Genomic DNA, 13,001 nt, shown 5'->3' with positions numbered 1-13,001 from the left:
CAAGGAAGAGGGCGGGCGTCACACGCCGTTCTTCAACAACTACCGGCCGCAGTTCTACTTCCGCACCACCGACGTGACCGGCGCGGTCGAGCTGCCCAAGGACAAGGAGATGGTCATGCCTGGCGACAACGTCAGCATCACCGTCAAGCTGATCAACCCGATCGCGATGGAAGAAGGCCTGCGCTTCGCCATCCGCGAGGGCGGCCGTACCGTCGGCGCCGGGGTCGTGGCCAAGATCATCGAATAAGGAATTTTCCGAAGGGGCGTAGCTCAATTGGCAGAGCGCTGGTCTCCAAAACCAGAGGTTGGGGGTTCGATGCCCTCCGCCCCTGCCAGGTAACTCACTGGCAAGCCGCAGCAGCCCGCGTAGCCCTTGAGGGGTCGGCGGGCTTTGCTGCTGGAAGGCGGCACGGTTTGGAGCCGGCGCCGCACTGAATCGAACTGAAAACCATGGCGAATCCTGCACAAGTCGAAACCATCTCCACCGGCGCTGACAAGGCCAAGCTCGCGATCGCGGGTGTCCTCGTCGTCGCCGCGGTGGTGGTCTTCTACGTGCTCGCGAAGCAGGATCTCTGGCTGCGCGTCGCCGCGCTGATCGTGCTGATGGCGGCCGCGGTCGCGAGCTTCTTCACGTCCGAGCCGGGCAAGCAGCTGATCGCCTACGGGCGCGACTCGGTACGCGAAGTCAAGAAGGTCGTCTGGCCGACGCGCAAGGAGGCGCTGCAGATGACCGGCTACGTGTTTGCCTTCGTCGTCGTGATGGCACTGTTCCTGTTCCTGACCGACAAGACGCTCGAGTGGTTGCTGTACGACCTGATCCTGGGCTGGAAGCGTTGAGGCGCGTTTGCGGAAGAACACTGTGATGACCGAAGAACTCAACACGACAGAGCAACCCGCGGCGGCCGCGGTGGCGCCGACCGGCAACAAGCGCTGGTATGTGGTGCACGCCTATTCCGGCATGGAAAAGGCCGTCGAGCGCAACCTGCGCGAGCGCATCGATCGCTCGGAGCTGCAGGACAAGTTCGGTCGCATCCTGGTTCCGATGGAAGAAGTGGTCGAGCTGAAGAACGGCAAGAAGTCGGTCTCCGAGCGGCGCTTCTTCCCCGGCTACGTGCTGGTCGAGATGGAGATGGGCGACGACACCTGGCACCTGGTCAAGCACACCAGCAAGGTCACCGGTTTCGTCGGTGGCGCGAAGAACCGGCCGTCGCCGATCTCCGAGGCTGAGGTGCTGAAGATCGTCCACCAGATGCAGGAGGGCGTCGAGAAGCCGCGCCCGAAGGTGCAGTGGGTCGTCGGCGAGCTGGTGCGCATCAAGGAAGGCCCGTTCACCGATTTCAACGGCGCGATCGAGGACGTCAACTACGACAAGTCGAAGGTGCGTGTCTCGGTCACGATCTTCGGCCGCGCGACGCCGGTGGAGCTCGACTTCGCGCAGGTGGAGAAGGTTTGATACGAGTCCGGCGGGCACTCCGAGCCCGCCCGTAGCCAGCCCGGGACGAGATTCGGGCACGAGGAGCCAAGGTAACCAGCCCTTGGCGTTTGAACTCAACAACTTCGTCGCAGCACATGCGCGGGGTTGAACTGGAGAGTAGAGATGGCAAAGAAGATTGTCGGCTTGATCAAGCTGCAAGTCCCCGCAGGCAAGGCGAATCCCTCGCCCCCGATCGGCCCGGCCCTGGGCCAACGCGGCCTGAACATCATGGAGTTCTGCAAGGCATTCAACGCCCAGACCTCCAGCATGGAACCCGGCCTCGTGCTGCCGGTCGTGATCACCGCGTTCGCGGACAAGTCCTTCACGTTCGTGCTGAAGAGCCCGCCCGCGTCGGTGCTGATCAAGAAGGTGCTGAAGCTCGACAAGGGCTCGCCGAAGCCGCACATCGACAAGGTCGGCAAGCTCACGCGCGCCCAGGCCGAAGAGATCGCCAAGACCAAGATCAAGGATCTGACCGGCGCCGACCTCGATGCCGCCGTGCGCACCGTCGCCGGCACCGCCCGCTCGATGGGCATCACCGTGGAAGGAGTGATCTGACATGGCCAAGCTGACCAAGCGCCAGAAGGCACTCGCCGGCAAGGTCGAGACGACCAAGCTGTACCCGATCGACAGCGCGCTGGCGATCATCAAGGAATGCGCCGTCGCGAAGTTCGACGAGTCGATCGACGTGGCCGTGCAACTCGGCATCGACGCGAAGAAGTCGGACCAGGTCGTGCGCGGCGCCGTCGTGTTGCCCAACGGCACCGGCAAGACCAAGCGCGTCGCGGTCTTCGCCCAGGGCGCGAAGGCTGAAGAAGCCCGCGCCGCCGGCGCCGACATCGTCGGCATGGAAGACCTGGCCGAACAGGTCAAGGCCGGCAACCTGAACTTCGACGTCGTGATCGCCTCGCCGGACACGATGCGCATCGTCGGTACGCTGGGCCAGATCCTGGGCCCGCGCGGCCTGATGCCGAACCCGAAGGTCGGCACCGTGACGCCCGATGTCGCGCAGGCGGTTCGCAACGCGAAGGCCGGCCAGGTCCAGTTCCGCGTCGACAAGGCCGGCATCGTGCACGCGACGATCGGTCGTCGCTCGTTCGAGTCCGACAAGCTGGTGGGCAATTTGCGCGCGCTGATCGAGGCCTTGAACAAGTCGAAGCCGGCGTCGAGCAAGGGCATCTACCTGCGCAAGGTCGCTTTGAGTTCGACGATGGGCGTCGGCGCCCGTGTCGAGATCGCGTCGATCAACGCATCGGCCGCGGTTGCGTAAGGGCGCCGCGCAGTGAAGACCAAGGTCGGCACGAGTCTGGTGCCGGCCTGAATGAGTTTGGTGGGCTGCTCGAACCGCAAGGGCGAGCAGGTCATCCAAGACCGCTGGTGTGGCCCTCGTGGTCGCTTAATGGAAGGCGCGGCGCAAGTCGCGCAACAAGCCAGCGCAGATGGCGGTTCCACCGAAGAGGAATTCTCGAGAGTTCCAGTTCGGTTGTTTCGCTGAACCCAAGGGGTGCCCGGAGCCGGCAACGGCGAAGGGCACATGATGTGAGGAGTGTGACCTTGAGTCTCAACAAAAGCGAGAAGCAGACCGTGGTGACGGATGTGGCAGCCCAGGCGGCGCGCTCACAGACGCTCGCGCTGGCTGAATACCGTGGCCTCACCGTGGCTCATTTGGACGTGCTGCGCAAGCAGGCGCGCGAAAAGGGTGTGTACCTTCATGTTCTGAAGAACACACTCGCTCGTCGCGCCGTCGCCGGCACACCGTTCGAAGTGGCCTCGGGGAGCATGGTCGGCCCGCTGATCTACGGTTTTTCCGAAGACGCTGTCGCCGCGGCCAAAGTCCTTTCCGACTTTGCCAAAGGCAACGACAAGCTGATCGTCAAGGGCGGTGCCTATGCGGGCAAGGCTCTGAATGCCGACGGGGTGAAGTCCCTGGCGTCCATTCCGAGCAAGGAAGTCCTGCTGGCGCAACTGCTCGGCCTGATGCAATCGCCGATCTCGCGCATCGCGCGGGTGCTGGCGGCCATCGCCGAGAAGCGCGCCGAAGCGGCTCCCGCTGCTGCACCTGCCGCAGAAGCAGCGCCCGCTGCCGATGCCGCGCCTGCCGCCGCTTGAACGATCGATCTTTGTAACTATCTACTGAACTGGAAACCAAAATGGCATTCGATAAAGACGCATTCCTGACCGCACTCGACAGCATGTCGGTGATGGACCTGAACGACCTGGTCAAGGCGATCGAAGAGAAGTTCGGCGTGTCGGCCGCCGCGATGTCGGCTCCGGCCGCCGGTGGCGGCGGCGCCGCCGCTGCGGTCGCCGAAGAGCAGACCGAATTCAACGTGATGCTGCTGGAAGCCGGCGCCAACAAGGTGTCGGTCATCAAGGCCGTGCGCGAACTGACGGGCCTGGGCCTGAAGGAAGCCAAGGACCTGGTCGACGGCGCGCCGAAGGCCGTCAAGGAAGCCGTGGCCAAGGCCGATGCCGACGCCGCACTGAAGAAGCTGGTCGACGCCGGCGCGAAGGCCGAAATCAAGTAATTCGGCGCTTTGCACGGGGCTGGGTGCCGTTTTCGGCCCCAGCCTTTTGTGCTTTCTCGGGTGCATCGCGATGCGATGCCCCTTTGAAAGCACTTGAAAGCACGCACCTCGACAATCGAGGGTTCTTTCAAGTGTTTTCAAGAGCTCTCTGATCCGACTGCAGAGAGCGGGTTTGGTCGGGCTCCGGTGCAACGCCGGGGTTGTCCGCCAGCGGTTGGTAGTGGCCAATCACCAAGCTTCGAGCTGCCCTCTTGTGCAAGAGACGGGGCTCGCAAGACAGTCGCCGACGGGAGCCTTGCCTGGGCCAGGCGAGTCTCCCTGAGACGGAGTGGGTAACTACATATGGCGCAGCAAACAACCCCCTACAGCTATACCGAGCGCAAGCGGATCCGCAAGAGCTTCGGTAAACGCGAGAGTGTCCTCAACGTTCCCTATCTGCTGACGATGCAGAAGGAGTCGTACGTCGCCTTCCTGCAAAAGGACGTGCCGCCGCAAAAGCGCAAGCCCGAAGGCCTTCAGGCCGCCTTCCTTTCAGCGTTCCCGATCGTGTCGCACAACGGGTTCGTCGAAATGAAGTTCATCGAATTCAACATGGCCAAGCCCGCGTTCGACACGCGCGAGTGCCAGGTGCGCGGTCTGACCTACGCGGCCGCCGTGCGCGCGAAGCTGCAGATGATCATCTATGACCGTGAGAGCCCGCAGGCCAAGACGGTCAAGGAGATCAAGGAGCAAGAGGTCTACATGGGCGAAGTGCCCCTGATGACCGACTACGGCTCGTTCATCGTCAACGGCACCGAGCGCGTGATCGTCTCGCAGCTGCACCGTTCGCCGGGCGTGTTCTTCGAGCACGACAAGGGCAAGACACACTCGAGCGGCAAGCTGCTGTTCAGCGCCCGCATCATTCCGTACCGCGGCTCCTGGCTCGACTTCGAGTTCGACCCGAAGGACATCCTGTACTTCCGCGTCGACCGCCGCCGCAAGATGCCGGTGACGATCCTGCTGAAGGCGATCGGCCTGAACCCGGAATCGATCCTCGCGAACTTCTTCGTGTTCGACAACTTCCGGCTGATGGACTCGGGCGCGCAGCTCGAGTTCGTCGCCGATCGCCTGCGCGGCGAAGTCGCGCGCTTCGACATCACCGACAAGAACGGTGTCGTCGTCGTCGAGAAGGACAAGCGCATCACTGCGCGCCACGTGCGCGCGATCGAGCAGAGCGAGACCCAGTTCATCAGCGTCCCCGAGGACTACCTGATGGGCCGGATGCTGGCCCGCAACGTCGTCGATGCCGACACGGGCGAGATCCTCGCGAAGGCGAACGACGAGCTGACCGAAGCGCTGCTGAAGAAGCTGCGCGTCGCCGGCGTCAAGGAAATCCCGGCGCTCTACACGAACGAGCTCGACGAGGGCGCGTACATCTCGCAGACGCTGGCCGCCGACGAGACCGCCGACCAGCTCGCCGCGCGCGTCGCGATCTACCGCATGATGCGCCCCGGCGAGCCGCCGACCGAAGACGCGGTCGAGGCGCTGTTCCATCGCCTGTTCTACAGCGCGGATACCTACGACCTGTCGCGCGTCGGCCGCATGAAGTTCAACGCCCGCGTCGGCCGCGACGTGCCGGAAGGTGCGATGACCTTGTCGAACGAGGACATCCTTGACGTCGTCAAGATCCTCGTCGAGCTGCGCAATGGCCGCGGCGAGGTCGACGACATCGACCACCTCGGCAACCGCCGCGTGCGCTGCGTCGGCGAGCTCGCCGAGAACCAGTACCGCTCGGGTCTGGCGCGGATCGAGAAGGCCGTGAAGGAACGTCTCGGTCAGGCCGAGACCGAGGCGCTGATGCCGCATGACCTGATCAACTCCAAGCCGATCTCCGCGGCGCTGAAGGAGTTCTTCGGAGCATCGCAGCTGTCGCAGTTCATGGACCAGACGAACCCGCTGTCCGAGATCACGCACAAGCGGCGTGTCTCGGCCCTGGGCCCGGGCGGCCTGACGCGCGAGCGCGCCGGCTTCGAGGTGCGCGACGTGCACCCGACCCACTACGGCCGCGTGTGCCCGATCGAGACGCCGGAAGGCCCGAACATCGGCCTGATCAACTCGCTCGCGCTGTACGCGCAATTGAACGAATACGGGTTCCTGGAAACGCCGTACCGTCGCGTGGCCGACGGCAAGGTGACGACGCAGATCGACTACCTGTCGGCGATCGAAGAGGGCAAGTACGTGATCGCGCAGGCGAGCGCGACGCTCGATGCCGAAGGCAAGCTGATCGACGACCTGGTCAGCGCGCGCGACAACGGCGAATCGATCCTGACCTCGGCCGAGCGGATCCAGTACATGGACGTCGCGCCGACGCAGATCGTCTCGGTCGCCGCTTCGCTCGTGCCGTTCCTCGAGCACGACGACGCGAACCGCGCGCTGATGGGCGCGAACATGCAGCGTCAGGCCGTGCCGACCCTGCGCCCCGAAAAGGCGCTCGTCGGTACCGGTGTCGAGCGCGTGGCCGCGAAGGACTCGGGCACCGTGGTCGCCGCCAAGCGCGGCGGCGTGGTCGACTATGTCGACACGAACCGCATCGTGATCCGCGTCAACGACAAGGAGACGGTGGCGGGCGAAGTCGGCGTCGACATCTACAACCTGATCAAGTACCAGCGTTCGAACCAGAACACCAACATCCACCAGCGCCCGATCGTCAAGCGCGGTGACAAGGTGGCGGCGGAAGACATCATCGCCGACGGCGCATCGACCGACATCGGCGAGCTGGCGCTCGGCCAGAACATGCTGGTCGGCTTCATGCCCTGGAACGGCTACAACTTCGAAGACTCGATCCTGATCAGCGAACGCGTGATCGCCGACGACCGCTACACCTCGATCCACATCGAGGAGCTGGTCGTGATGGCGCGCGATACCAAGCTCGGTTCCGAAGAAATCACCCGTGACATCCCGAACCTGAGCGAGCAGCAGCTCGGCCGTCTGGACGAATCGGGCATCGTCTACGTCGGCGCCGAAGTGAATCCGGGCGACACGCTGGTCGGCAAGGTCACGCCCAAGGGCGAGACCACGCTGACGCCGGAAGAAAAGCTCCTGCGCGCGATCTTCGGCGAGAAGGCTTCCGACGTGAAGGACACCTCGCTGCGTGTCGACCAGGGTACCAACGGCACCGTGATCGACGTGCAGGTCTTCACCCGCGAAGGCATCCCGCGCGACAAGCGCGCGCAGCAGATCATCGACGACGAGCTCAAGCGCTACCGGCTCGACTTGAACGACCAGCTGCGCATCGTCGAGGCCGACGCGTTCGACCGGATCGAGAAGCTGCTGGTGGGCCAGACCGCGAACGGCGGGCCGCAGAAGATCGCCAAGGGCACCGTGATCGACAAGGCCTACATGGCCAGCGTCGAGCGCTACCACTGGTTCGACATCCGCCCGGCCGACGAGGGCGTCGCGAGCCAGCTCGAGAGCGTGAAGAACTCGCTCGAGCAGACGCGCCACAGCTTCGACCTCGCCTTCGAAGAGAAGCGCAAGAAGCTGACGCAGGGCGACGAACTGCCGGCCGGCGTCCTGAAGATGGTCAAGGTCTACCTGGCCGTCAAGCGCCGCCTGCAGCCGGGCGACAAGATGGCCGGCCGTCACGGCAACAAGGGCGTGGTCTCGAAGGTCGTTCCGGTCGAGGACATGCCGTACATGGCCGACGGCACGCCGTGCGACATCGTGCTGAACCCGCTCGGCGTGCCGTCGCGGATGAACGTCGGGCAGGTCCTCGAGGTTCACCTCGGCTGGGCCGGCAAGGGCATCGGCCAGCGCATCGAGTCCATGCTGCGCGAGCAGGTCAAGGTCGCCGAGATCCGCAAGTTCCTCGACGAGCTGTACAACAAGTCGGGCGGCAAGACGGAGCGGCTCGACAACCTGAGCGATGCCGAGATCGTCGAGATGGCCGGCAACCTGAGCAAGGGCGTGCCGTTCGCGACGCCGGTGTTCGACGGCGCCGCGGAGGAAGAGATCCGCGCGATGCTCAAGCTCGCCTACCCGGACGACATCGCGAAGGCCAAGGGCCTGACCGCGACGCGCACCCAGGCCACGCTGCACGACGGCCGCACCGGCGACGCTTTCGAGCGCCCCGTCACGGTCGGCTACATGCACGTGCTGAAGCTGCACCACCTGGTCGACGACAAGATGCACGCCCGTTCCACCGGTCCGTACTCGCTCGTGACGCAGCAACCGCTCGGCGGCAAGGCCCAGTTCGGTGGCCAGCGCTTCGGTGAAATGGAAGTGTGGGCACTGGAAGCCTACGGTGCGAGCTACGTGCTGCAGGAGATGCTGACGGTCAAGTCCGACGACGTGAACGGTCGCACCAAGGTCTACGAAAGCATCGTCAAGGGCGAACACGCCATCGAAGCCGGCATGCCGGAATCGTTCAATGTGCTGGTCAAGGAAATTCGTTCCTTGGGCATCGACATCGAACTCGAGCGCAACTAAAGAGAAGGAAACAGAACATGAAGGGTTTGCTTGATCTGTTCCGCCAGTTCACCCCTGATGAGCACTTCGATGCCATCAAGATCGGACTGGCTTCCCCCGAGAAAATTCGGTCCTGGTCGTTCGGCGAAGTCAAGAAGCCGGAGACCATCAACTACCGCACCTTCAAGCCGGAGCGCGATGGCCTGTTCTGCGCGAAGATCTTCGGGCCGATCAAGGACTACGAGTGCCTGTGCGGCAAGTACAAGCGCCTGAAGCACCGTGGCGTGATCTGCGAGAAGTGCGGCGTCGAAGTGACGCAGACCAAGGTTCGCCGCGAGCGCATGGGTCACATCGACCTGGCCGCGCCCTGCGCGCACATCTGGTTCCTGAAGTCGCTGCCGTCGCGCCTGGGCCTCGTGCTCGACATGACCCTGCGCGACATCGAGCGCGTGCTGTACTTCGAAGCGTACGTCGTCGTCGATCCGGGCATGACGCCGCTGAAGAAGTTCAGCATCATGTCGGAAGACGACTACGACGCGAAGCGCACCGAGTTCGGTGACGAATTCGTCGCGCTGATGGGCGCCGAAGGCGTGCACAAGCTGCTCGCCGAGATCGACCTCGACGTCGAGATCGACAAGCTGCGCAACGACATGACCGGCTCCGAGCTGAAGGTCAAGAAGAACTCGAAGCGCCTGAAGGTCATGGAAGCCTTCAAGAAGTCGGGCATCAAGCCGCAGTGGATGGTGATGGAAGTGCTGCCGGTGCTGCCGCCGGATTTGCGCCCGCTCGTTCCGCTGGACGGCGGCCGCTTCGCGACCTCCGACCTGAACGACCTGTATCGCCGCGTCATCAACCGCAACAACCGCCTCGCGCGGCTGCTCGAGCTGAAGGCGCCCGAGATCATCGTGCGCAACGAGAAGCGCATGCTGCAGGAAGCGGTCGATTCGCTGCTCGACAACGGGCGTCGCGGCAAGGCGATGACCGGCGCGAACAAGCGCGCGCTGAAGTCGTTGGCCGACATGATCAAGGGCAAGAGCGGTCGTTTCCGCCAGAACTTGCTGGGCAAGCGCGTCGACTACTCGGGCCGTTCGGTCATCGTCGTCGGCCCGACGCTGAAGCTGCATCAGTGCGGCCTGCCGAAGTTGATGGCGCTCGAGCTGTTCAAGCCGTTCATCTTCTCGCGCCTCGAGGCGATGGGCATTGCCACGACCATCAAGGCGGCGAAGAAGGAAGTTGAATCCGGCACGCCGGTGGTCTGGGACATCCTCGAAGAAGTCATCAAGGAGCACCCGGTTCTGCTGAACCGCGCTCCGACGCTGCACCGCCTGGGCATCCAGGCCTTCGAGCCGGTGTTGATCGAAGGCAAGGCAATCCAGCTGCACCCGCTGGTCTGCGCGGCGTTCAACGCCGACTTCGACGGCGACCAGATGGCCGTGCACATCCCGCTGTCGATCGAGGCGCAGATGGAAGCCCGCACGCTGATGCTGGCTTCGAACAACATCCTGTTCCCGGCCAACGGCGAGCCGTCGATCGTGCCGTCGCAAGACGTCGTGCTCGGCCTGTACTACGCGACGCGTGACCGCATCAACGCCAAGGGCGAAGGCATCATCTTCTCCGACATCGGCGAAGTGCAGCGCGCGCTCGACAACGACGTGGTCGAGATCACCTCGAAGATCAGCGTGCGCCTGACCGAGTACACGAAGGACAAGGACAGCGGCGAGTTCGTGCCGCACACCGCGCTCGTGGACACCACGGTCGGCCGCGCGTTGCTCAGCGAGATCCTGCCGAAGGGCCTGCCGTTCAGCAACATCAACAAGGCGCTGAAGAAAAAGGAAATCTCGCGCCTGATCAACGTCTCGTTCCGCAAGTGCGGCCTGAAGGAGACGGTCGTGTTCGCCGACAAGCTGCTGCAGTCGGGCTTCCGCCTGGCCACGCGTGCGGGCATCTCGATCGCGATCGACGACATGCTCGTGCCGAAGGAAAAGCACGGCCTGATCGAACGCGCCGAAAAGGAAGTCAAGGAGATCGAGCAGCAGTACGTCTCGGGCCTCGTGACCTCCGGCGAGCGCTACAACAAGGTCGTCGACATCTGGGGCAAGACCGGCGACGAAGTCGGCAAGGTCATGATGAGCCAGCTGTCGAAGCAGAAGACAGTGGATCGTCACGGCAAGACCGTCGATCAGGAGTCGTTCAACTCGATCTACATGATGGCCGACTCGGGTGCGCGCGGTTCCGCCGCGCAGATCCGCCAGCTCGCCGGCATGCGCGGCCTGATGGCCAAGCCTGACGGCTCGATCATCGAGACGCCGATCACCGCGAACTTCCGCGAAGGCCTGAACGTTCTGCAGTACTTCATCTCGACCCACGGCGCCCGCAAGGGACTCGCGGACACCGCGCTGAAGACCGCCAACTCGGGCTACCTGACGCGACGCCTGGTCGACGTGACGCAGGATCTGGTCGTCATCGAGGACGACTGCGGCACGCAGAACGGCATGAACATGCGCGCGCTGGTAGAAGGCGGCGAAGTGATCGAGTCGTTGCGCGACCGCATCCTCGGCCGCGTCACCGCGGTCGAAGTGCAGCACCCGGAGACGCAGGAGCAACTGCTCGGCGCCGGCGAGATGCTCGACGAGGACGTGCTCGACACGCTCGAGGCGGCCGGTGTCGACGAGGTCAAGGTGCGAACCGCGCTGACCTGCGCGACGCGCTTCGGCATCTGCGCAAAGTGCTACGGCCGCGACCTGGGTCGTGGCGGTCTCGTCAACATGGGCGAGGCGATCGGCGTGATCGCGGCCCAGTCGATCGGCGAGCCGGGCACGCAGCTGACGATGCGCACCTTCCACATCGGGGGTGCGGCGTCGCGTGCGGCAGTGGCATCGAGCGTCGACGCGAAGAGCGACGGCATCGTCGGCTTCAACGCGACGATGCGCTACGTGACCAACGGCAAGGGCGAGCTGGTGGTGATTTCGCGTTCCGGCGAAATCATCATTTCCGATCAGCACGGCCGTGAGCGCGAGCGTCACAAGGTGCCGTACGGCGCGCTGCTCAGCATCAAGGCCGATCAGCAGGTCAAGGCTGGCACCGTGCTGGCGAACTGGGATCCGCTGACCCGCCCGGTCATCACCGAGTTCGCCGGCAAGGCGAGGTTCGAGAACGTCGAGGAAGGCCTGACGGTCGCGAAGCAGCTCGACGAAGTGACGGGTCTGTCCACGCTCGTCGTGATCGACCCGAAGCGCCGCGGTGCGACCAAGGTCGTGCGTCCGCAGGTCAAGCTGCTCGATGCATCGGGCCACGAGGTCAAGATCCCGGGCACCGATCACTCGGTGACGATCGCGTTCCAGGTCGGTTCGCTGGTGCAGATCCGCGACGGCCAGGACCTGCTGCCGGGCGAAGTGCTCGCGCGCATCCCGGTCGAAGGCCAGAAGACACGCGACATCACCGGCGGTCTGCCGCGTGTCGCCGAACTCTTCGAAGCCCGCACGCCGAAGGACAAGGGCACGCTGGCAGAAATGACCGGCACCGTGTCGTTCGGCAAGGAGACCAAGGGCAAGGTGCGCCTGCAGATCACCGACCCGGAAGGCAAGGTCTACGAAGAGCTCGTGCCCAAGGAAAAGAACATCGTGGTCCACGAGGGCCAGGTGGTCAACAAGGGCGAGTCGATCGTCGACGGGCCGGCCGATCCGCAGGACATCCTGCGCCTGCTGGGCATCGAGGAACTGGCGCGCTACATCGTCGACGAAGTGCAGGACGTCTACCGTCTGCAGGGCGTGAAGATCAACGACAAGCACATCGAGGTGATCGTTCGCCAGATGCTGCGCCGCGTGCAGATCGTCAACCCGGGCGACACGAGCTACATCCTGGGCGAACAGGTCGAGCGTTCCGAGCTGCTGGGCAAGAACGACAAGGCCATCGCGGAAGGCAAGCTGCCGGCGACGCACAGCGATGTGCTGCTGGGCATCACCAAGGCGTCGCTGTCGACCGACAGCTTCATCTCGGCGGCGTCGTTCCAGGAGACCACGCGCGTGCTCACCGAGGCTGCCATCATGGGCAAGCGCGACGAGCTGCGCGGGCTGAAGGAGAACGTGATCGTCGGCCGCCTGATCCCGGCCGGTACCGGCATGGCCTTCCACGACGCCCGCAAGGCCAAGGAAGCGATGGACGATGCCGAGCGCAAGGCGATCGTGATGCAGGAGGCCGAGGAACTGGCCGCCGTGCAGCTGGCGCAGATCGATGCGGCGAGCGACGCGGCTGCTGAATAAGCAGGCACGACGCTGACCCCAAGGGCGACTTCGGTCGCCCTTTTTTTGTGCGCCCAGCATGGGCGCGATCTTGGAGGTGCAAGTCCTCCGCCGAGCTGGCCACAGCGAGGCAAGTGAAGCGCAACTGCGTGAGGGCGACCGAGCGTGGAGAGGAAGCGTGGAGCGTAAACCGTGAGCCGAGGTACACGAACCGCATCCGAGGCGGCGCCGGCCAGGGCGAGCAGGCAAGTGACTGCAAAGCTCTCGTGGCCAAGGGCCAGGCGACGTAAATGCGGCGGTTGTGCGGTGAAGGAT

9 protein-coding genes and 1 tRNA gene are annotated in these 13,001 nt (G+C 64.3%); all 10 read left to right on the top strand.

Annotation, left to right across the window (positions count from 1 at the left end):
* Window positions 1-247, top strand: a 247-nt coding sequence (locus tag AC1DTW_RS27545) for an EF-Tu C-terminal domain-related protein (protein WP_477914443.1), incomplete at its 5' end; no start/stop codon positions are given.
* 12 nt (window positions 248-259) lie between these two features.
* Window positions 260-335, top strand: a tRNA-Trp gene (locus AC1DTW_RS27540).
* 115 nt (window positions 336-450) lie between these two features.
* Window positions 451-837, top strand: a complete 387-nt coding sequence (gene secE, locus AC1DTW_RS27535; protein WP_477985130.1) for a preprotein translocase subunit SecE — start codon at window positions 451-453, stop codon at window positions 835-837.
* Window positions 838-862: 25 nt separating this feature from the next.
* Complete coding sequence (gene nusG, locus AC1DTW_RS27530; RefSeq protein WP_477985128.1) at window positions 863-1,453, top strand: transcription termination/antitermination protein NusG; 591 nt, start codon at window positions 863-865, stop codon at window positions 1,451-1,453.
* A 144-nt stretch (window positions 1,454-1,597) separates the two neighbouring features.
* Window positions 1,598-2,032, top strand: a complete 435-nt coding sequence (gene rplK, locus AC1DTW_RS27525) for a 50S ribosomal protein L11 (protein WP_477985126.1) — start codon at window positions 1,598-1,600, stop codon at window positions 2,030-2,032.
* Between the two features lies 1 nt (window position 2,033).
* Window positions 2,034-2,744, top strand: a complete 711-nt coding sequence (gene rplA, locus AC1DTW_RS27520; protein ID WP_477985124.1) for a 50S ribosomal protein L1 — start codon at window positions 2,034-2,036, stop codon at window positions 2,742-2,744.
* A 284-nt stretch (window positions 2,745-3,028) separates the two neighbouring features.
* Window positions 3,029-3,583, top strand: coding sequence for a 50S ribosomal protein L10 (gene rplJ, locus AC1DTW_RS27515; RefSeq protein WP_477985122.1), 555 nt, complete (start codon window positions 3,029-3,031; stop codon window positions 3,581-3,583).
* A gap of 41 nt (window positions 3,584-3,624) precedes the next feature.
* Window positions 3,625-4,002, top strand: a complete 378-nt coding sequence (gene rplL / locus AC1DTW_RS27510; protein ID WP_477985120.1) for a 50S ribosomal protein L7/L12 — start codon at window positions 3,625-3,627, stop codon at window positions 4,000-4,002.
* 342 nt (window positions 4,003-4,344) lie between these two features.
* A complete protein-coding gene (gene rpoB / locus AC1DTW_RS27505) occupies window positions 4,345-8,469 on the top strand; it encodes a DNA-directed RNA polymerase subunit beta (protein ID WP_477985118.1) in 4,125 nt (1,374 codons plus the stop codon).
* Window positions 8,470-8,486: 17 nt separating this feature from the next.
* Window positions 8,487-12,707, top strand: coding sequence for a DNA-directed RNA polymerase subunit beta' (gene rpoC, locus AC1DTW_RS27500; RefSeq protein WP_477985116.1), 4,221 nt, complete (start codon window positions 8,487-8,489; stop codon window positions 12,705-12,707).
* Window positions 12,708-13,001: the final 294 nt, after the last annotated feature.

The organism is Rhizobacter sp. P5_A1, from assembly GCF_056400745.1.
This window is presented reverse-complemented; position numbering and strand designations above follow the sequence as displayed.

Bases quoted from the DNA above. Each gene is read 5' to 3' on its own strand.
- secE (WP_477985130.1), top strand. From the start codon at position 451: ATGGCGAATCCTGCACAAGTCGAAACCATCTCCACCGGCGCTGACAAG.
- nusG (WP_477985128.1), top strand. From the start codon at position 863: ATGACCGAAGAACTCAACACGACAGAGCAACCCGCGGCGGCCGCGGTG.
- rplK (WP_477985126.1), top strand. From the start codon at position 1,598: ATGGCAAAGAAGATTGTCGGCTTGATCAAGCTGCAAGTCCCCGCAGGC.
- rplA (WP_477985124.1), top strand. From the start codon at position 2,034: ATGGCCAAGCTGACCAAGCGCCAGAAGGCACTCGCCGGCAAGGTCGAG.
- rplL (WP_477985120.1), top strand. From the start codon at position 3,625: ATGGCATTCGATAAAGACGCATTCCTGACCGCACTCGACAGCATGTCG.
- rpoB (WP_477985118.1), top strand. From the start codon at position 4,345: ATGGCGCAGCAAACAACCCCCTACAGCTATACCGAGCGCAAGCGGATC.
- rpoC (WP_477985116.1), top strand. From the start codon at position 8,487: ATGAAGGGTTTGCTTGATCTGTTCCGCCAGTTCACCCCTGATGAGCAC.